Origin of the sequence: Plantactinospora sp. ZYX-F-223 (genome assembly GCF_039649625.1) — a bacterium.
GTDB lineage: Bacteria > Actinomycetota > Actinomycetes > Mycobacteriales > Micromonosporaceae > Plantactinospora.
In genome coordinates this window covers 1-18,839 of sequence record NZ_JBDJAV010000084.1, presented here as the reverse complement: position 1 = coordinate 18,839, position 18,839 = coordinate 1, and the positions used below count along the sequence as shown (strand labels likewise).

The following is an 18,839-nucleotide window of genomic DNA, read 5'->3' as shown; positions in this document are numbered from 1 at the left end:
CCGCTTCGCGATGCTGACCACCAGCCGCAGGTTCGCCTCCAGCAGGTGGTTCTTCGCGGCCCGCCCCTGCGCGGCGACGAGTTCCAGGTCCGCCCGCAACTCCACCGGCAGCGCGCCCCGGGTGTCGGTGCTCAGCTTCTCCTCGGCGTAGAGCCCCGCCTCGATCCGCCGGGCCAGTTCCACCTCCTGGACGGCGGTGAGCAGCTTGGTCCGGCCGATGCCGTTGAGGTAGGCCCGGACCAGGTCGGCCGAGGCACCGCGCTCGTCGGTGGCGTCGAGGTCGACCAGGACCTGCCCGCCATCCCCGGCCGGCTCGTTGTCGACGCCGGCCGCGCTGGCCGGGTGAGTGTGGCTCTCGCTGTGCTGCAGGACCATCATCTGTCGCCTCCCCGCTTCGACAATGTGGCGCGTCCCAGCGGACAACCGCGCTGGTGACACATAGCTTGGCCGGTAGGGCGTGAAGCCGAGGTGAGGCGAGCATCGGGTTGGCATGAAACCGGGAGATGACAGAGGGCTGATTCGTCCCGGTTTCTCGACCTTGATCCGATTGATCACCGCCGGTCCGTCGGAAGTCGGCCCGCGACAAGCCCAGCGGTACTTGCCGGTGACGGTTACCGTGCGAGACGGGATCGAGATCAACGACGGATGGAGGACGTGGTGGTCTTCAAGCGGTTGATGCAGGCGATGGGCGTGGGCGGTCCGTCGGTCGAGACGGTGCTGACCAACCCGAACTGCCGGCCAGGCGGTTATCTGGAGGGCCAGGTCCACGTCGCCGGCGGCGACCACCCGGTGGACGTCGAGTACGTCTCGCTCGGCCTGGTGACCCGGGTCGAGGTGGAGAGCGGTGACAGTGAGTACAACACCACCCAGGAGTTCCAGCGGCAGCGGGTGACCGGCCCGTTCCGGCTGGAGAGCGGGCAGCGCCACGACCTCCCGTTCCGCTTCGAGGTGCCGTGGGAGACGCCGCTGACCGAGATCGGCGGTCAGCACCTGCACGGGATGACCATGGGGCTGCGTACCGAGCTGGAGGTGGCCCGGGCGGTGGACAAGGGCGACCTCGACCCGGTGGCGGTGTATCCGCTGCCGGCGCAGGAGCGCGTCATCGACGCCCTGGTGCAGCTCGGCTTCCGGTTCAGCCGGGCCGACGTGGAGCGCGGCCGTATCTACGGGGTGCAGCAGAGCCTCCCGTTCTACCAGGAGATCGAGTTCTACCCCGGGCCGCAGTACGCCCGCGCGATCAACCAGCTTGAGCTGACCTTCGTGGCCACGCCGCAGCAGTTGCAGATCGTGCTGGAGATCGACAAGCGGGGTGGGCTCTTCACCGAGGGCCGCGACGCGTTCGGCCGGTTCACCGTCGACCACGCGTCGGTGGACCGGACCGACTGGGTCCGGCAGCTCGACGGCTGGCTGCGCCAGTCCATGCAGAAGCGCGGCCTGTTCTTCTGAACCGTCCCACGGCGGTCCGCCCGGCGGACCGGCGAGGTCCGGGCTCCTCCTACAACTCCAGCAGCACCGTGCGCGGGCCGACGTTCACGCTCTCCACCAGCATGTGCGCCCGGAACCGCCCGGTGGACACCGTGGCGCCGCGCAGCCGCAGCGCCTCGACGAACGCGGTCACCAGCGGTTCGGCCAGCTCGGCCGGGGCCGCCGCGCCCCAACTGGGCCGGCGGCCCTTGCGGGCGTCACCGTAGAGGGTGAACTGGCTGACCACCAGCAGCGGCGCCCCGGCGTCGGCGGCGGACCGCTCGTCGTCCAGGATGCGCAGCTCGTGCACCTTCCGGGCCAACGTCTGCGCGGTGGCCCGGGTGTCGGAGTGGGTCACCCCGAGCAGCACCAGCAGCCCGTCCGAGACCGCCCCGACCACCTCGCCGTCCACCGTCACACTGGCCCGGCTGACCGTTTGCACCACCGCCCGCACGGCGGTCAGTTTGCCACGGGTGCCAGGACGCCGCGTTCCACCAGGTGCGCGATGATCGGCCCGGCTGCCTCGGCAAGGTCCTCCGGGGGTACGTCGTGCGCCAGCGCCAGCACCGCGAGCTGCTCGCGCAGCGGCACCTGGCCGTTGGCCCCGCCGACCAGGGCCAGCACCAGCGGGTCCACCTCCTCGGTCCAGCGCAGTCCGTGCGACTGGACCAGGACCTGCCGGTCCACCGCCCAGCCGTCGTCGCCCATCGACGCCTCCTGGCGCAGCTTCAGCCCGTCGACCGCCCGGAACCGGGTGGCGAGCAGCGCCTCGTCGTCCCGGCCGCGCAGCCAGTCCTGCCGGTCGAACCAGGCCGCGATCTGCTCCCCCATCGGCGGCTGTACGGCCTGCCGCAGGTCCTCGACCCGCACTACCGGATCGGTGTGGCCGCCCCGGCGCAGGTTCACCACGCCGAAGCCGATCGCCTCCACCTTCTGCGCGTCGAACCAGTCCAGCCAGGCGGCCACCCGGTGCGGGTCGGCCGCCTCGCCGGCGTCGGCCAGCCACAGGTCGACGTACGCCATCGGGTCGGCGACCTCGCGCTGGATCACCCAGGCGTCCAGGCCGGTACCGGTGAACCAGCCGGCCACCCGCTCGCCCCAGTCCTCCCCGGCCACGTGCAACCAGTTGGCCAGGTACTGCATGGTGCCGTCCTCGGTGAGTAGCCCCGGCGCGGCGGCGGCGAGTTCGGCGGCGATTCCGTCGCCGACCCGGCCCGAGTCGCGGTAGCTGTGCGTGGTGGTGCCCGGGCCGACCACGAACGGCGGGTTGCTCACCACCAGGTCGAAGCGGCGGCCGGCCACCGGGCCGACCAGGTCGCCCTTGCGCAGTTCCCAGTGGTGTCCGTTCAGCGCGGCGGTGGTCGCGGCGAACCGCAGCGACCGGTCGGAGACGTCGGTGGCGGTCACCGAGCGGGCGTGCTCGGCCAGGTGCAGCGCCTGCACGCCGCTGCCCGTGCCGAGGTCCAGGGCGCTGCCGACCGGGCGCCGGATGGTCGCCCCGACCAGCGTGGTGGTCGCGCCGCCGATCCCGAGCACGTGGTCGGAGGCGAGCGGCTGGCCGGGCCGGGCGCTGGCCGGCACGTCGGAGAGCACCCACCAGGAGTCCCCGTACGGCTCCAGGTCGACGCCCTGGCGCAGCCCGTCGCCGACCCGTTCGAGCAGTCCTCCGGCGAGCGCCTCGGCGAGCGGCAGCGGGGCGAAGGCGGCTCGTACCGCCGCCTCCGGCTCGGTCTGGGCGCAGACGAAGAGCCGGATCAGGGTGGCGAGCGGGTCCCGGTCCTCGGTGACCCGCAGCGCCGCCCGATAGTCGTTGCGAGCCAGTCCGCTGGTCGCCGCCGGGCCGAGCCGGTCGGCGATGCCGCTCGAGGTGTAGCCCGCGCTGGTCAGTGCCGTCCGGAGCTGGTCCACCCCAGCCGGGGACAGCAGCATCTCGTTCCCGTCCACGGCGTCCATCCTGCCCGCCGGCCCGGCCGGGCCGACCCGCAACCCCCGCAGTTGGCGACCCGGAACCACCCCGTCGGGTGTAACCGGCTGCGGCATCCCGGGTCAGCCGGCCGGTCCGATCGGCGTTTCCCCAGCTCTCGGCCGCTGTTCCGGCTCCGGCACGGCCGGAGCCGGATATCCGGCTCCGGCAATCGGCTGCCCGGCAACGGCGGTCGGGTAGGCAGGCACCGGGAACGGATATCCGGGGGTGGCGGTCGGGTATGCGGATCCGGGGGCCGGGCGCTCGGGCGAGACGGTCGGCAGCCGGTGGCGGCGGGCCAGCCAGAGCACCACGACGGCGTAGCCGGCGTGCACCAGCAGGCTGACCGCGAACATCTCCCAGGGGCCGTCGGCGGCCGTCTCCTCGCTGGCGAGCTGACCAAGCGCCGCCGCGCCGACGAACGAGATCAGGTTGTTCACCACGTGCAGCGCGACCGCGGCCTCCAGGCCGCCGGTACGGATGGTCAGCCAGCCCAGGACTCCGCCCACGAACGCCAGGTCGGCGAAGCCCCACCCGGTACCCCAGCCGTGTGCCAGCGCGAAGAGCACGCCCTGAAGGGCGATCGCCGGCCACGGTGTCCGGAGGAACGCCCCGACGCCCTGCAACAGCCAGCCCCGGCAGACGTACTCCTCGGCGGCGGCCTGCAACGGCACCAGCAGGAGCAGCACGACCAGTGCGCCGAGGAAGCCTGCCCAGCCCGGCCAGCCGGTGTCGACGGCCTCGCCATCGTCCAGACCGCCGGTCAGCGCGAGCAGGCCGAAGCTGCCAGCGAGCAACAGCAGCACCGCCGGTACGGCGAGCAGCGCGCACCGGCCGAGCCAGCGCCAGCGCAGCCGGCCGAGCACCGAGGAGACCGTACCGGCCGGACGGGCCTGCACCCAGCGCGCCGCGAGCAGCACGAACGGCAGCGCGGCGGCGATGGCGGCCAGCAGCAGCGCGAGGTCGCCCAGGGTGCCCAGTGTCGGCAGGCCGTCCGGGCCGGTCGGGCGCCCGGCGAGGGTGGCGATCGCGGTGCCGACGCCGGTCAGCAGGCAGAGCACCAGCAGGGTGCCGCCGAGGATCAGCAGGGTGCCGAGCGGCGGGCGCCACCAGCGGTGCCGTTCGGTCCGGGCCAGCCGGTGGTAGGGGGTACCCGGGGCGGGTGCGGTCGTCATGCGCCAAGCGTGCCGCGTCGGCGCCAACGGAACGCCGGCCGTGGTTCCGAACCGGCACCGAACCCGGCGGCACAGCCCGAGCCGACCCGGCGGGCGCCGGTCTGCCCGATCGGGCCGGGCCGGATCGGGCAGCGGTGTCGAGGACGAACGGCGGCGCGGAGGTGGTGGCGACATCGCCATCCGTGGTGGCTGTCGGTGGGATCCCATCCGTCGTGGCTGGCCGCGGGCCGGAGAGGGCCGATCTCGACGGGATGCCGCCGCCGGATCGGGCCGGTGGCATCCCGTCGAGAGCGTCACGGTTCGCCGCGCGGGGGCGGGCCGGGCGACGTGCTCGCGGCCGGACGGGCCGCGGGTCGGAGCGTCAGAACGTCACGTCCGAGCAGCCGTAGAAGGTCTCCGTGCTGTCGGACCGGGTCCACACCGAGTAGATGATGTGGTGTCCGCTCTTACCGGACGGCAGCCGACCGGTCCAGTAGTAGTGGCCGTCGTTGCTGCCCACGTTGCCCCGCTGCGGCGGGTTGGTGACCGAGGAGAACGGCGTCGACTCCAGGTCGCTCCAGGCCAGCGGGCGGGTGGGGCTCCAACTGTTCCGGGTGACGTACAGGTCGAACCGGCCGGGGTGCGCCGCCCAGTTGCTGTACCGGAACTCGACGCTCGCGCCCGAGCTGACCTGGGCCTTCGGGAAGTCGTTCCGGGCCAGGTCCCAGCCCCGGAAGGTGGAGTTGCCGCCGCTGCACAGCTGGCCGTCCGGGATGAAGCCCTGGGTCCGGCCGGCGCCGTCCGAGCGGAGCACGCTGAACCAGTTGTAGAGCGGGGAGACGCCGCTCACGTTGGCCGCGGCGACGCAGCCGGGATTCTGGTTCACGATGTTGCCCTGCGGGGTCAGGCCGTCCCGGTAGCACGCGTACGTCCGGCTCGCCGGAACCATCAGCGCGCCGTGTGCGTTGGCCGGGTTCGGCGAGATCACCGTCAGGAGGCCGGCGGCTAGCACGGCGGAGACGCCGACAACCGTCAGTCTGCGCAGGAGTTTCACGAGTTGATCCCTTCTGTTCGACCGCTGCCGGAGGATGTCGTCGGGCGGCGCGGTCGGGCGGACTCCGGCGGGGCGTGCGGGCGTGGTGGTGGCGTCCGCCGTGCCCGGTCACCGGCTGCTGGTATCAGGCCCGGATCCCACGCACACAGCACGGTTGCCCCCGTACTGCGGCGATATGAACCATTGCAGCACGGATGGCCGGCTCAATCAATAGGTGCCTATCGATACCTGACCGGGCTGAATGGTCCCGCATGTCCAGTCGGGGCCGGGGCCTGCGCGGCCGGAGACGGCGCGCGCCGTGGGGGTCGGGCTGCTGCGGCCGGCTCAGGCCAGTTGGAAGTCGGCGAAGTCGAAGCCGGGTGCCACCACGCAGCTCACCAGCACGGGGTGGTCGCCCGCCGGCTCGGCCGACTGCCAGACACCGCCGGGGATCACCACCTGCGGCCGCTCGCCGGCGGGCACGTCCGGGCCGAGCCGGACCTCGGCCGGTTCCTCCGCCGGCACCTCGGCCGCGCCGCCGAGCCGCAGCCGCAGCGGGCCGCCTGAATGCCACAGCCACAGCTCGTCGGAGCGGACGACGTGCCAGCGGGACCGCTCCCCGGGTTGCAGCAGGAAGTAGATCGCGGTCGCGGCGGCACGCGGTCCGGCGTACCCGTCGGGGGTGAAGGCGTGCGCCGAGCGCCAGGTCTCGCGGAACCAGCCCCCCTCCGGGTGCGGGGCCAGGTCGAGCTGCTCGGCCAGCGGGGGTCGGTGCGGTGTCGTCACGGGTCGACCTCCACTCGGGTACGCCGGGCCGGCCCGGCACCCGACGAACCGGAAGTCTACCGAGCGGAGTACGCCCCGGCGGCCGGCCGGGACCGGGTACGACGTCGGCCCGGCCGCCCCGGGCGGGTCAGAGCCCGGCCGCCTCGTCGTACCGGCGGCGCAGGTCGGCCATCTCCGAGGGCTCCAGTGCCTCCTTCTGCGCCAGTTCCTCGTACTTGTCCGGGAACATCTCCTTGAGCCGGTCGATGAACCGGACGTCCTCGGTCGCCTCGACCACCTGGATCCCCGGCGGCTCGGTGGACATGTCCACGATCACCGGACCGGCCAGCTTGACCGCCCAGTCCCAGGGCCGCTTCTGCTCGGCGACCCCGCAGAGGTGGAACCCGTAGACCGTCTTCACCTCGGCGAGCGTGCTGACCCCGCTCGGCTCGAAGCCGTAGACGTGTACCCCGCAGATGACCGGCGGCTTCTTCCCGTCCTTCTCGGCGGTCGCCTGCTCGACGTTGTGGCCCGTGTGCTGGTGCTGCCCGGGGTCGGCCGATTCCAGTGTGGTGCGCAGCCGGGTCATGATCTGCCCGCGCAGATCTGGCGGCCCGGCCTCCGAGCCGGCCGTGTTGACCAGTACGACCGTGCCGGCCGACACCGCCAGCAGGATGACCGCCACCCACACGAAGCGGTTGCGGTACCACCCCGTGAAACTGTTCCGGGTAATCATGATCGTGTCTCATCTCGTCGCCAGGTTGGTGCGTTGGCAGAACTCGTCGGACCCGCCAACCCGTGGTGGGTGGTGTCCGTCGTTGTCGGAACGTGCCCGGCGAATGCAGCGCGGATCGGGCGCAGCGCGAATCCGGCGTCGAGGCGGCGCGCTGCCGGCACTGCGTGCTCCCGTGCTGGCCGTTCCCAGTGCGGTTGCCCCCGCACTGCGGCGATATGAGCCATTCCAGCACGCCCCGCCCCGCCCCGGCAACATCGACGGCCCTCAACGGCCCGCTCGGTCCGGCCGGGCTGTCGGCGCCGCCCGACAACTACCCTCACGGCACGCTGGCCGCCGGCGGCAGCCGTACGGTCTTCGTCAGCGGCCCACGCCAGCGATCACCATCATCATCACCGACATCTACGCCGAGGAATGGTTGCGCGAAATCGAGGCTGTGCCCGTCGGCGACTGATGCTCTGGGCTGTCGGCCGGTCTAGTCGAGCGCCGGCACCGACTGCGGTGGCGGTTCGTCTGGTCCAGGGACTGTCGGCATCGTCAACGGCTCGACACCGGCCCGGGCGGCGGCCGGTGACCGGGGACCAGGCTTCGAGCCCCGCCGGCCAGGAAGAGCAGCGCCGAGGGCAGGAACGCGACGCCGAGGCCGCCGAGGGCCAGCAGTAGACCCCAGCCGCCGATCACGACCGCCGCGACGAGGTCGAGGTACCCGGCGATGCGCGGGACGAGCCGCTGGGCCAGCGGTGGCAGGGCGGCGGCGATCACCGGTACGCCGAGCAGGACGAGCGCCGCCACGCCGGAGTCCTCGACGGTGAGTGGTGTGAGGATGACCGCCACCAGCGCGGTGATCACCAACCCCGCCCGGCGGACCAGGCGCTGCCCGTCGCCCCCTCGGCCGACCAGCACCAGTACGCCGACCGCCAGTACGGCGGCGAGCGCACCCAGCGTCGTCACCAGGATCAGAGTCATGGCCCCCTCCGAGGCAGCCGGGAAGATCCGAATTGACGGCCACTCCACCCGGGGCACCGGGCGTGTCCGAGGCGGATCGGGCCCCCGGTTAGATTACCGTCGATCCTGGGACCGTGACCCGCCGTCGTCCGGGCAGGCCGCTCCATCTGACCCGGTCTGGCCGGCCGGTGGGAGAGGTGGGCAGCCGTCGAGCAGGACCGTGCCGAGCGGCGAGCCCGTCCGGCAGGGCCGCCCGCAGCGGCGGATCCGGCGAGCGGCGCGGAGCGTACCGAGGGTGGCCGAGATGATCCTTTCCCGTGCGATCGCCGAGGGCGTGGCGGCCGGCACCGTGACCCTGGTGTTCCGGCGCTGGGCCCGGCCCGACGTCCGAGCCGGCGACACCCTGACCACCGCTGCCGGGGTGATCGCCGTCGAGTCGATCACCGAGGTCGATCCGACGGCTGTCACCGATGCCGAGGCGCGCAGCGCGGGCGCACCGTCCGCCGCCGCCCTGATCGCGGCGCTTCGCGGTACCGCCGGCCAGCCGACGTACCGGATCGGGGTCCGCTGGGTCGGCCCGGACCCTCGGGTGGCGCTGCGGGCCGACAGCCAGCTCTCGGCCGAGCAGCACGCCGAGCTGGCCGCCCGGCTGGCCCGGCTCGACCGGCACAGCCGGTATGGACCGTGGACACACGCCCTGCTCCGGCTTGTCGCCGCCAACCCGGGGCGGCGGGCCGGGGACCTCGCCGACCAGGTCGGCCGGGAGCGGGACGCGTTCAAACGCGACGTACGCAAGCTGAAGAACCTGGGGCTCACCGAGAGCCTTGAGGTCGGCTACCGGATATCCCCGCGCGGCGCCGCGTATCTTGCCGCCCTTTCCGCCGGGCCTCCGCCCGGGGAGACGCGGCCGACGGCGGAGTGACCCCGGTGTACGTCCCGGGGGCGCTCCATCGGTGCCGGAGTGAGCAGGCAAGATAGCCGCATGACGCTCTCGCTGCCCATTGCTGCCGAAGCGAACGAACTGCTCCGGCGTGACCCGCTGGCGCTGCTGATCGGCATGGTCCTCGACCAGCAGGTCAGCATGGAGAAGGCCTTCGCCGGCCCGTACGAGTTGGTGAAGCGGCTCGGCCACGCGCCGGACGCGGCCGAGCTGGCCGCGTTCGACCCGGACGCGCTGACCGCGATCTTCGCCGAGCGCCCCGCCCTGCACCGGTTCCCGAAGGCGATGGCGGCCCGGGTGCAGGAGGTGTGCCGGACCCTGGTCGAGCGGTACGACGGTGATCCGAGCCGGCTCTGGTCGGAGGCCGAGGACGGCCGCGAGCTGCTGAAGCGGATCACCGGGTTGCCCGGGTTCGGCAAGCAGAAGGGGCAGATCTTCCTCGCCCTGCTCGGCAAGCGCTTCGGTGTTCAGCCGCCCGGCTGGCGCGAAGCGGCCGGCGACTACGGCGTCGACGGTGCCCACTACTCGGTCGCCGACGTGGTGGACGAGACGTCGCTGGCCAAGGTGCGCCAGCACAAGCAGCAGATGAAGGCCGCCGCCAAGGCCGCAGCGGCGGGCTGACCCCGCCTGGGCCCGCGCGCGACGACCGGCGGGCGGGGCGGATTCGGGCGGCGGCAGCGCCCGGGCGGATGCTGACTCGTTGAGTGTGGAGATTATCGACGCTCAGGGAGCGACCAATGGTTTCGACGGCTCCGACCCGCGTACGTCTCGGACCGCCGACCGGACCCGCCGGGCTGAAGCCGGATGGCTGACACGCCGGTGGACCCGGTGCTGCGCGCCGAGTCCAGCTCGCAGCGGGCCACCTTCCTGGAGCTGTTCCTGGATCTGGTCTTCGTCTTCGCACTCACCCGGGTCTCCGCGCGGCTGGTCGAGGATTTCACCACGGAGAAGCGCGTCCTGTTCTCCGAGGCCGGCCAGACCCTGGTCCTGTTCCTGGCGCTCTGGCTGATCTGGGCCTCGACAGCGTGGGTCACCAGCACCCTGGAGCCCGAGGCGTTCGCCGTGCAGGGCGCTGTGGTGCTGACCGTGGTCGGCAGCATGGTGGTGGCGGTGGCGTTGCCGGAGGGGTTCGGCGATCGGGCTCTCATCTTCGCCGCCGCCTATCTCGCGGTCCAGTTCGGCCGGATCGGCTTCCTCATGGTCGCCACGCGTGGCCGGCTCGTTCCGAACGACCCGGCGTCGCCGCGACGGGTGCTCTTCTGGGCTGGATTGTCTGCCGTGCCGTGGCTCATCGGGGGAATGGTCGACGAGAGTGTCCTCCGGGGAGTGTTGTGGAGCGTCGCGGTCGCCATGGACTATCTCGGGTTCACGCTGGGCTGGCCGACTCCCCGGTCCGGTCGCACCCGGTACGGCACTCAGCCCTTCGGCGGGGAGCACCTGGCCGAACGGCTTCAGCAGTTCCTGTTGATCGCGCTCGGCGAGGTGATCCTCGTCACCGGGATCGCCTTCAGTGGCGGCAACGGCATCTTTACCCCCGCCCGGACCGGCGCGCTGGGTCTGGCGTTGCTGACCACCGTGCTGCTCTGGCGGATCTACTTCTACCGGGCCGGGCACGTGCTACCGGCCGCGCTCGCCGGGGCCCGGAATTCGACCCGGCTCGGTCTCTCCGCCTGGTACACGCACCTGATCATGATTGCCGGCATCGTGCTCACCGGGGTCGGTTACGAGCTGACCATCACCCACCCGTTCGGGCAGATCGTGCCCGGCTGGCTGATCGCCATCCTGGGCGGTCCCGCGCTGTTCCTGGCCGGGCGGGCCGGTTTCGAGTTCCAGGTCTTCGGGCGGATCTCCCGATCCCGGGTGGCCGGCCTGCTCCTGCTGGGAGCGGTGGTACCGGCGATGGAGCACTTGCCGCTGCTGGCGGTCGCCGGCGCCACCGCCGGAGTGCTGCTCGGGGTGGCCCTCCTCGACCTGCGCCGCTCGTGGGGCCAACCGCCCGAGCAGCCGGTGCTGCGGATCTGACCGGTGGCCGCCGCCCTGCGCGGCCGTCGGTCTCAGCCCGTCGGTCTCAGGCCGCAGTCGGGTGGGCGAGCGCGGCCAGGGCCCGGCGTACGTCGGCCAGCGACACCGTCGCCGAGTCGTCCAGGTCGGCCAGCCCGGCCTCGATCCACTGCCGCATCAGGGTGGTCACCCCGATGCCCCGCGCCTCGGCGGCCGACCGGACCCGTTCGTAGGTGTCCAGCGGCAGGCGTACGGAGCGGCTGACCATCGGCACGTCGGTGTCCGGGGTGGGCAGCTCGACCGGCTGTGCGTCGTCTACCAGGTCGGCGAGCTGGTCGTCTCCGGCGTGGAACCGCTTGATGGCATCGTCTCGGTGCATCGTCACCGCCTCCTCCTCGTCTCGGTGCTCGATCTCGTGATCGATCCCGGTCCCCTGGTGCGCGATCTCGGGCCCGCCCGGTGGGACGGACTCATCGCCGTCGCCCCTGGATCGCCTCCTCGTAGCGCTTTGACTCGATGTCGGTCAGGTCACGCGCGGAGAGGATGTCCCAGTCGTTGTCAACTTGATCGGCCTCGGCCAGCAGGATGGCCAGTCGTCGCCCGCGCCGTGCCGTGGCGTAGACGACCATCACGTCGTCGCCGAGGTGCCGGATTACCCGTCGGGCGCTGTGCAGCGCCTCCCACACCTCGCCGGGGGTGACGTCGTGGACCTTCAGGTTTCCCAGCGCCTCGTCGGTGAAGCTGAACCTGCTGCCCACGCGGGGGAGCGTACCACGGGCGTAACACGCCGGGGGCGAGCGCGGGGCCCGGGGCGGCGGCCCGGCGCCGCTGGTCAGGCGAAGGTGCGAGGATGGGGGTGGCATCCCGGGACGGGAGAGTTCCGGGGAGGACCGACCGCATCCCTCCGGAGGCCGTGGTGAAGCGTCAGGCGTACCAGCCGATCCTGATCACCGACGCCTCACGCAGCCAGGACGACCAACTACGGACCCGCGAGCGCCGGTACATCGTGATGATGTCCATCCGGGCACTCTGCGTCATCGTCGGTGCGATCCTGGTCGGCGCCAAGGCACCGCTGCTCTGGCTCTGGCTGCCGCTCTGCGCCGTCGGCATGGTGCTGATCCCGTGGCTGGCGGTCCTGCTCGCGAACGACCGCCCGCCGAAGGAGCAGCACCGGATCGGCGCCAGGTGGCGTCGTACGCACCTCGACGAGACCCCGCCCCGGGCGCTGCCCGCCGAGGAGCGGCCGCACCGGGTGATCGACGCCGAGCCGTGATCCGAAGCGTCGGCCCCGGTCGGTAGTCTCACCCGGGCCGGTGATCGACTTCGCGTGCCGGCCGCGGGTGCGGGACGCGAACGGTCAGGAGGAGCAGCGGTGGGTAGCTGGGGCGTCGGCAACTTCGACAACGACACGGCGGCGGACCATCTCTCGATCATCACCAAACGACTGCTCGACGAGGTCACCGAGGCGATGGCCGGCGATCCGGTCGAACTCGAGCCGGACGAGTACTGGGGCGTGGCGGTGCCGTGCAACCTCGAACTGCTCTACCGGTTCGCCGAACTGCCCTACGTCGGCGTCTGCCTGCCCGCCCCGGACGTCGCCGCCGACTGGAAGCGGCGTTACCTGGCCGTCTGGGACGAGACCATCGGGGAACTCGTGGAGTCGGCGGAGGCCCGGGAGGCCCGCCGGGCCGTACTGGTGGAGACCTTCGACCGGTTTGTCGCGGCAGCCCGTCGCGAGGCCACGGACTGAGCAGCCACGGGCTGACCAGCCATGGACGGAGCGGGCTGAGCGCTCGCGGACCGGGCCCCCGGCCGGCTGACCGGTCAGCCGACCACCCGGGCCGACCCGTCGGCCGCCGGCCGGGCACCGAGGGTGCCGACCGCCGCCGCGCCCAGTTCGGCCGCCCGGTCCAGCGCCTCGGCCGCCGGCGCCCCGGCGACCCAGGCCGCCAGCAGACCGGCCGCGAACGCGTCCCCGGCTCCGGTCACGTCCCGCACCGGCACCCGGCGGGCCGGCGCGGAGACCACCTCGCCGCCGCGCTCGGCCCAGACAGCACCGGCGGCTCCGTCCTTCACCACGACGTGCCGGGCCACCTCGGTCAGGGCACGCGCCTGGGCGGCCGGTGAGCCCGGGCCGGCCAGCACCGCCGCCTCGTCCGCGTTGGCGAGCAGCAGGTCGGCATCGCGTACCCAGCTCAGGAACGCCGCCGCGCCGACCCGGCGCAGCGGTTCGGCGGAGGCCGCATCCACGCTGGTGGTGAGGCCGCGCCCGCGCGCGGCGGCCAGCGCGCGCCGCCCGGCCTCCCGCGACCCGGCGTCCAACAGGGTGTACGCGGACAGGTGCAGATGGGTCGCGTCCGCGCTGGCGCCCAGCGCGGCGTCCACGTGCTCCTGGGTCAGCCGCAGATTCGCACCACGCTGGGTGACCATGGTCCGCTCCCCGTTCCCGGCCAGCACGATGACGGTGCCGGTCGGCACGTCCGGATACCGCCGCACCGCGCACCGCACGCCCAGCGTGGTCAGCTCGGCGAGCCGGGAGGCGCCGGCCTCGTCGGCGCCGACCGCGCCGACCAGGGTCACCGGGCGGCCCCGCCAGGCCAGCCAGGCGGCGGTGTTGGCGGCCTGGCCGCCTCCGGTGACCCGGATGTCGGCCGAGGTGTCGGAGCCGGACGCCACCGGCCCGGCCAGTACCGCCAGCACGTCGGTGACGATGTCGCCCACCACGACGATCCTGGCCCTGGCCGCGGGTTCCGTGGTGGTCATCACCGGGTGGCGGCGGCCACGGCGATCTGGGCCGCGAGGGCCGCGTTGCGCAGGATGATCCGGACGTTCACCGCAAGGCTGGCGCCCTCGGTGGCCGAGTGGAAGTGGGCCAGCAGGAACGGGGTGACCGCCTTGCCGGTCACCCCGTCGGCGGCGAGCCGGGCCAGCCCGTCGGCCAGGGTGCGGTCGTGCAGGGCCGGATCGAGCTGCTCGTCGGTGGGGAGCGGGTTGGCCACGATCAGCGCACCCGGCTGGACCCCGTGGGCCGCCCGGGCCGCCAGTACCGCCGCGACCTGCTCCGGCGAGTCCAGCGACCAGTCCAGGTCGAAGCCGCCGTCGGTGATGAAGAAGCCGGGGAACCGGCGGCTGCGGTAACCGGCCACCGCCACGCCCAGCGTCTCCAGCCGTTCCAGCGTCGCGCCGACGTCGAGGATCGACTTCACCCCGGCGCAGACCACCGCGATCGGGGTCCGGGAGAGCGTGGTCAGGTCGGCCGACTCGTCGAAGGTCTGCGCCGCCTCCCGGTGCACACCGCCCAGCCCGCCCGTGGCGAAGACCCGGATTCCGGCCGCCGCGGCGACCGCACTGGTGGCGGCCACCGTGGTCGCCCCGTCCGCCCCGGTCGCGGCGGCCAACGCCAGGTCGCGTACGGAGAGCTTGGCGACCCCGTCCGAGGAGGCCAGTCGGGTCAACTGGGCGTCGTCGAGACCCACCACGAGAACGCCCTCGACCATGCCGATGGTGGCCGGCACCGCACCCTCGGCCCGTACGGCCGCTTCGATCTCGCGGGCCACCCGCAGGTTGTCCGGACGGGGCAGACCGTGCGAGACGATGGTGCTCTCCAGGGCGACGACGGGACGTCCGGCGCGCAGTGCCTCGGCCACCTTGGCGCCGTACCGGATCTGAAAATCGGTCACGGCCGACCACCGTACGGGCCGGGGCCGGCGGGTGTTCCGGTGGACCGCTCGGCAGTGACCTGCCAGACTTGAGCGTTGGCGGGGTCACTTAGGGAGGAATCGCTGCCGTGAGCACTCAGGTTCTCGAGCGTCCGGAGCTGAAGGACGCGGACACCGGGCCGGAAATGTTCCACTACGTCCGGAAAGACAAGATCGCCGAGAGTGCGGTCATGGGGACCTTCGTGATCGCGCTCTGCGGTGAGACGTTCCCGGTCACCAAGGCCGCCAAGCCGGGCTCGCCGGTCTGCCCGAAGTGCAAGGAGATCTACGACTCCATGCGGGACTGACGCGGGCCGGGGCCAGCCCTGCGCGCGTAACATCCTGCGGTGACCGCCGCAGCCGCCCTGCTCCTCGCCGACCTCACCGGTGTGGCGATCTTCGCCGCCTCCGGGGCGTCAGCCGCGGTGGTCAAGCGGCTCGACCTGTTCGGGGTGGTCTTCGTCGGCTTCGTCGCCGCGCTCGGCGGCGGCATCTTCCGGGACCTGGTGATCGGCGACGGGCCACCGCTGGCCTTCGCCGACTGGCGGTACGCGGTCACCGCGATGGTCACCGCCGCGGCGGTCTTCTGGCTGCATCCCCAGTTGGCGCGGCTGCGTACCACCGTGCTGGTCCTCGACGCGGCCGGGCTCGGCCTCTTCACCGTCACCGGTACGCTCACCGCGCTGGACGCCGGCCTGCCACCGCTCGGCGCCGGCATGATCGGCATGATGGCCGGCATCGGCGGCGGGCTGGGCCGGGACCTGCTCACCGGGGAGATTCCGGTGGTGCTGCGCCGGGAAATCTACGCGGTGGCGGCGCTGGCCGGCGCGGTCGCGGTCGTCGGCCTGGACCGGGCCGGCCTGGCCGGGCCGGGGCCGTTGATGGCGGCGGCGCTCTTCGTCTTCGCGGTCCGGCTGGTGGCCCTGCGCCGGCGCTGGTCGGCTCCGGTCCCGGCGGACCCGCCGGCCGGCGACGGCGCTGTTCCGGCGGCCCGGCAGGCCGACGACGGACGCCGGGTGGAGCGGCAGGCCGATCACGGCGGCGGCGTGGACCGGCAGGCCGACGACGGACGCGCTGCGGACCAGGGCCGCTGACCGGCAGTGCCCCGACGGTGTCCGGGCACTGTCGAGGCACCCGGGCCGGCGGCGCCAACTGTGCCCGCTGTGGCGTCGGTGTCGCCTGGGTCGGATGGGGCCGGCTGGTTATGCTGGTACGGCCTTCGCGCTCGGTCCGGTCGCGGAGGCGTTTTTCGTGTCGTCGGATACCTGGCCGTCGGAGGGGAGAGATTCGCGTGGGAGCCCGACTGCCGGTTCTCGAGTCGTTCCCGGCGCTGCGGGCGTGGCAGCGTAAGGCGTTGGTGGAATACCTGCGACGCCGTTCCGAGGACTTCCTGGCCGTCGCCACGCCCGGTGCCGGTAAGACCACCTTCGCGCTGCGGATCGCCGCCGAGCTGCTCGCCGACGGCACGGTCGAGGCGGTCACCGTGGTCGCCCCGACCGAGCACCTGAAGACCCAGTGGGCCGCGGCGGCGGCCCGGGTGGGCATCCAGCTCGACGCCGCCTTCCGCAATGCCGACCTGCACTCCTCGGCGGACTTCCACGGTGCGGTCGTCACCTATGCCCAGGTCGGCATCGCCCCGCAGGTGCACCGCCGCCGGACGATGACCCGACGGACCCTGGTGATCCTCGACGAGATCCACCATGCCGGCGACTCCCGGTCCTGGGGCGACGGGGTCAAGGCGGCCTTCGAACCTGCCGTACGCCGGCTGATGCTGACCGGTACGCCGTTCCGGTCGGACGAGAACCCGATCCCCTTCGTCAGCTACGAGCGGGGCGGCGACGGCCTGCAACGCTCCCGGGCCGACTCCGTGTACGGCTACTCCGACGCGCTCGCCGACGGCGTCGTCCGTCCGGTGATCTTTCTCGCGTACTCGGGGGAGACCCGGTGGCGGACCAGTGCCGGGGACGAGTTGGCCGCGAGGCTGGGCGAGCCGATGACCCAGGACCTGATCGCCCAGGCGTGGCGCACCGCGCTGGACCCGGCCGGCGACTGGATGCCGCAGGTGCTGCGGGCCGCCGACGCCCGGTTGCAGGTGCTCCGGGCCGGTGGGGTCTCCGACGCCGCCGGTCTGGTGATCGCCACCGATCAGCAGGCGGCCCGGTCGTACGCCCGGCTGATCGAACGGATCACCGGGGAGCGGGCGGTGGTGGTGCTCTCCGACGACCAGGGCGCCTCGGCCCGGATCGCCGCCTTCGCCGCCTCGGACCAGCGCTGGATGGTCGCGGTCCGGATGGTCTCCGAGGGGGTCGACATTCCCCGGCTGGCCGTCGGCGTCTACGCGACCAGTGCCTCCACGCCGCTCTTCTTCGCCCAGGCGATCGGGCGGTTCGTCCGGGCCCGCCGGCCCGGCGAGACCGCGTCGGTCTTCCTGCCCAGCGTGCCGCATCTGCTCGGACTGGCCAGCGAGATGGAGGTCGAGCGGGACCACGTGCTGGGCGCGCCGAAGCGGGGCGACGGGCTCGACGACGACCTGCTGGAGCGGGCGCAGCGCACCGAGCAGGCCAGTGGGGAGCTGGAGAAGCGGTTCGAGGCGCTCTCCGCCACCGCCGAACTGGACCAGGTGATCTTCGACGGCGCCTCCTTCGGCACCGCCGCCCAGGCGGGTACGCCGGAGGAGGAGGAATATCTCGGCCTGCCCGGCCTGCTCACCGCCGACCAGGTCGCGGTGCTGCTGAACAAGCGCCAGGCCGAGCAGTTGGCCGCACAGCGGCGCCGGAAGACCGGCGAGCCGGTGCCGGCGCCCCGGCCGGAGAGCCGCCCGCTCAGCGCGGCGGAACGGCGGGTCAGCCTGCGCCGCCAGCTCAACGCGCTGGTCGCGGCGCATCACCACCGGACCGGACTGCCGCATGGCAAGATCCATGCCGAGCTGCGCCGCCGCTGCGGCGGGCCGCCCAGCGCGCAGGCCACCATCGAACAGCTCGAGGAGCGGATCGCCACCGTCCAGACGCTGTGACCGCGTCCCGGCACCGGGGGCGGCCGCACGGCGGCCGGGGGCCCGGGCCGACGCCGGCACAGTGCCGGCGGTCCGGGCCGTGGTGCGCCCGATCGCCGGCGGTGTCGGCAATCGGCACTGTCGGGGTATAGACGACCGGAGGCGCCCGCTCGGGGCACCTCCGGTCAGCTATGTCCTGGTTGGGTGTTAGTTCGCCATCAACTCGGCGCCTCGCCAGCTGAACTCGGGGTCAACCGCGTACCGAACCGTGATCTTCACGAGATCCTCGGCGTACTTGTTCGCGTGATGCCCACAGAACACCAGCTCGCTTCCACCCGCGAGGGTGATCCGAAGCTTGCCGGCGGCGTTACAGCGGTCGCACCGTTCATCGGCGGCTGGGGGAGCCACCGTCTCGGGCGGCGGCGTGAGGGTCGGGGTCATCGCCTTCCTCCTGCGGTCGTCACCGATGAACACTCTCGTCGGTCATTGCTCACCTATCGTGCAACACCCTTGTGGGGTGTGGCCTTCCCAGTGTGCCCCCGGGGGACCGATGTCACACGTGGTAGAGACAGTGTGCCGTGCCACCAGGGTGCCACGTCAACGATCACAAGTGGGGAACCACCGATCATCATGCGCCCGATGTACGTGTGGTGATCAGATGGACACGACTGGTTGACTTTTGGGGTCAGTCAAGATAATCGCGCAGCACCTGCGAACGGGACGGATGGCGCAGCTTCGACATCGTCTTGGACTCGATCTGCCGGATCCGCTCGCGGGTCACGCCGTACACCTGGCCGATCTCGTCCAGGGTGCGCGGCTGCCCGTCGGTCAGCCCGAACCGCAGCCGCACCACACCGGCCTCCCGCTCGGAGAGCGTCTGGAGCACCTGCTGGAGCTGGTCCTGCAACAGCGAGAAGGAGACCGCGTCGACCGCGACGACCGCCTCGGAGTCCTCGATGAAGTCCCCGAGCTGGCTGTCTCCCTCGTCGCCGATGGTCTGGTCGAGCGAGATCGGCTCCCGGGCGTACTGCTGGATCTCCAGCACCTTCTCGGGTGTGATGTCCATCTCCTTCGCCAGCTCCTCCGGAGTGGGCTCGCGGCCCAGGTCCTGGAGTAGCTCGCGCTGGATCCGGCCCAGCTTGTTGATCACT

General features: G+C 72.6%; 22 protein-coding genes and 1 pseudogene. 9 read left to right on the top strand and 14 right to left on the bottom strand.

Annotation, left to right across the window (positions count from 1 at the left end):
- The coding region (locus tag AAH979_RS40815) for a sigma-70 factor domain-containing protein (protein ID WP_346263481.1) at positions 1–375 on the bottom strand (375 nt) is incomplete at its 3' end.
- Positions 376–657: 282 nt separating this feature from the next.
- On the opposite strand from AAH979_RS40815, the gene AAH979_RS40810 reads away from it, so the two are divergent.
- Entirely contained in the window at positions 658–1,446 is a 789-nt protein-coding gene (locus AAH979_RS40810; RefSeq protein WP_346263480.1) for a sporulation protein, read from the top strand.
- Between the two features lie 49 nt (positions 1,447–1,495).
- On the opposite strand, the gene dtd is transcribed toward AAH979_RS40810, so the two are convergent.
- The 7 genes and pseudogenes from dtd to AAH979_RS40775 all read right to left on the bottom strand — a co-directional run bounded on the left by dtd (position 1,496) and on the right by AAH979_RS40775 (position 8,078).
- Complete coding sequence (gene dtd, locus AAH979_RS40805) at positions 1,496–1,918, bottom strand: D-aminoacyl-tRNA deacylase (protein ID WP_346263478.1); 423 nt, start codon at positions 1,916–1,918, stop codon at positions 1,496–1,498.
- 5 nt (positions 1,919–1,923) lie between these two features.
- Positions 1,924–3,408, bottom strand: coding sequence for a methyltransferase (locus tag AAH979_RS40800; RefSeq protein WP_346263477.1), 1,485 nt, complete (start codon positions 3,406–3,408; stop codon positions 1,924–1,926).
- Between the two features lie 102 nt (positions 3,409–3,510).
- Positions 3,511–4,602 (bottom strand): CPBP family glutamic-type intramembrane protease, encoded by a 1,092-nt coding sequence (locus AAH979_RS40795; protein ID WP_346263476.1) that lies wholly within the window; start codon positions 4,600–4,602, stop codon positions 3,511–3,513.
- Positions 4,603–4,966: 364 nt separating this feature from the next.
- A pseudogene (locus tag AAH979_RS40790) lies at positions 4,967–5,593 on the bottom strand (lytic polysaccharide monooxygenase); the annotation flags it as partial.
- 366 nt (positions 5,594–5,959) lie between these two features.
- Positions 5,960–6,400 (bottom strand): cupin domain-containing protein, encoded by a 441-nt coding sequence (locus tag AAH979_RS40785; RefSeq protein WP_346263475.1) that lies wholly within the window; start codon positions 6,398–6,400, stop codon positions 5,960–5,962.
- A gap of 127 nt (positions 6,401–6,527) precedes the next feature.
- Complete coding sequence (locus AAH979_RS40780; RefSeq protein ID WP_346263474.1) at positions 6,528–7,115, bottom strand: hypothetical protein; 588 nt, start codon at positions 7,113–7,115, stop codon at positions 6,528–6,530.
- A 534-nt stretch (positions 7,116–7,649) separates the two neighbouring features.
- A complete protein-coding gene (locus tag AAH979_RS40775; protein ID WP_346263473.1) occupies positions 7,650–8,078 on the bottom strand; it encodes a hypothetical protein in 429 nt (142 codons plus the stop codon).
- 283 nt (positions 8,079–8,361) lie between these two features.
- Here AAH979_RS40775 and AAH979_RS40770 point away from each other — a divergent pair, with 283 nt between their 5' ends.
- The 3 genes from AAH979_RS40770 (at position 8,362) to AAH979_RS40760 (ending at position 11,019) form a co-directional block, all read left to right on the top strand.
- On the top strand, positions 8,362–8,979 hold the full coding sequence (locus tag AAH979_RS40770; RefSeq protein ID WP_346263472.1) for a hypothetical protein: 618 nt from the start codon (positions 8,362–8,364) through the stop codon (positions 8,977–8,979).
- A gap of 60 nt (positions 8,980–9,039) precedes the next feature.
- Positions 9,040–9,618: an HhH-GPD-type base excision DNA repair protein gene (locus tag AAH979_RS40765; RefSeq protein ID WP_346263471.1), complete on the top strand. Its 579-nt coding sequence runs from the start codon at positions 9,040–9,042 to the stop codon at positions 9,616–9,618.
- Positions 9,619–9,801: 183 nt separating this feature from the next.
- Positions 9,802–11,019, top strand: coding sequence for a low temperature requirement protein A (locus tag AAH979_RS40760; RefSeq protein ID WP_346263470.1), 1,218 nt, complete (start codon positions 9,802–9,804; stop codon positions 11,017–11,019).
- 46 nt (positions 11,020–11,065) lie between these two features.
- Here the strand turns inward: AAH979_RS40760 and AAH979_RS40755 are convergent, their stop codons facing one another.
- On the bottom strand, positions 11,066–11,377 hold the full coding sequence (locus AAH979_RS40755) for a hypothetical protein (protein ID WP_346263479.1): 312 nt from the start codon (positions 11,375–11,377) through the stop codon (positions 11,066–11,068).
- 91 nt (positions 11,378–11,468) lie between these two features.
- The gene (locus AAH979_RS40750) at positions 11,469–11,756 is read right to left on the bottom strand and encodes a hypothetical protein (RefSeq protein WP_318395162.1); all 288 of its coding nucleotides are present in this window, start codon (positions 11,754–11,756) and stop codon (positions 11,469–11,471) included.
- 158 nt (positions 11,757–11,914) lie between these two features.
- Between AAH979_RS40750 and AAH979_RS40745 the strand changes: the two genes are divergently transcribed.
- Both AAH979_RS40745 and AAH979_RS40740 read left to right on the top strand, forming a co-directional pair.
- Entirely contained in the window at positions 11,915–12,271 is a 357-nt protein-coding gene (locus tag AAH979_RS40745; RefSeq protein ID WP_346263469.1) for a DUF3099 domain-containing protein, read from the top strand.
- 99 nt (positions 12,272–12,370) lie between these two features.
- A complete protein-coding gene (locus tag AAH979_RS40740; RefSeq protein ID WP_346263468.1) occupies positions 12,371–12,748 on the top strand; it encodes a DUF4259 domain-containing protein in 378 nt (125 codons plus the stop codon).
- A gap of 74 nt (positions 12,749–12,822) precedes the next feature.
- Here AAH979_RS40740 and AAH979_RS40735 read toward each other — a convergent pair whose 3' ends face one another.
- Positions 12,823–13,761, bottom strand: a complete 939-nt coding sequence (locus tag AAH979_RS40735; protein WP_346263467.1) for a PfkB family carbohydrate kinase — start codon at positions 13,759–13,761, stop codon at positions 12,823–12,825.
- Positions 13,761–14,678 carry a pseudouridine-5'-phosphate glycosidase gene (locus tag AAH979_RS40730; RefSeq protein ID WP_346263466.1) on the bottom strand — a complete coding sequence of 306 codons (918 nt, stop codon included), beginning with the start codon at positions 14,676–14,678 and terminating at the stop codon, positions 13,761–13,763. The genes AAH979_RS40735 and AAH979_RS40730 overlap by 1 nt, the downstream gene beginning before the upstream one ends.
- 107 nt (positions 14,679–14,785) lie before the next feature.
- On the opposite strand from AAH979_RS40730, the gene AAH979_RS40725 reads away from it, so the two are divergent.
- The 3 genes from AAH979_RS40725 to AAH979_RS40715 all read left to right on the top strand — a co-directional run bounded on the left by AAH979_RS40725 (position 14,786) and on the right by AAH979_RS40715 (position 17,709).
- Entirely contained in the window at positions 14,786–15,004 is a 219-nt protein-coding gene (locus tag AAH979_RS40725; protein ID WP_346263465.1) for a DUF3039 domain-containing protein, read from the top strand.
- 39 nt (positions 15,005–15,043) lie between these two features.
- Positions 15,044–15,790, top strand: a complete 747-nt coding sequence (locus tag AAH979_RS40720; protein ID WP_346263464.1) for a TRIC cation channel family protein — start codon at positions 15,044–15,046, stop codon at positions 15,788–15,790.
- Between the two features lie 197 nt (positions 15,791–15,987).
- Positions 15,988–17,709, top strand: coding sequence for a DEAD/DEAH box helicase (locus AAH979_RS40715; protein ID WP_346263463.1), 1,722 nt, complete (start codon positions 15,988–15,990; stop codon positions 17,707–17,709).
- Positions 17,710–17,895: 186 nt separating this feature from the next.
- Here AAH979_RS40715 and AAH979_RS40710 read toward each other — a convergent pair whose 3' ends face one another.
- Entirely contained in the window at positions 17,896–18,129 is a 234-nt protein-coding gene (locus AAH979_RS40710) for a hypothetical protein (RefSeq protein ID WP_203860997.1), read from the bottom strand.
- Between the two features lie 244 nt (positions 18,130–18,373).
- The coding region (locus AAH979_RS40705) for a sigma-70 family RNA polymerase sigma factor (RefSeq protein ID WP_203736746.1) at positions 18,374–18,839 on the bottom strand (466 nt) is incomplete at its 5' end.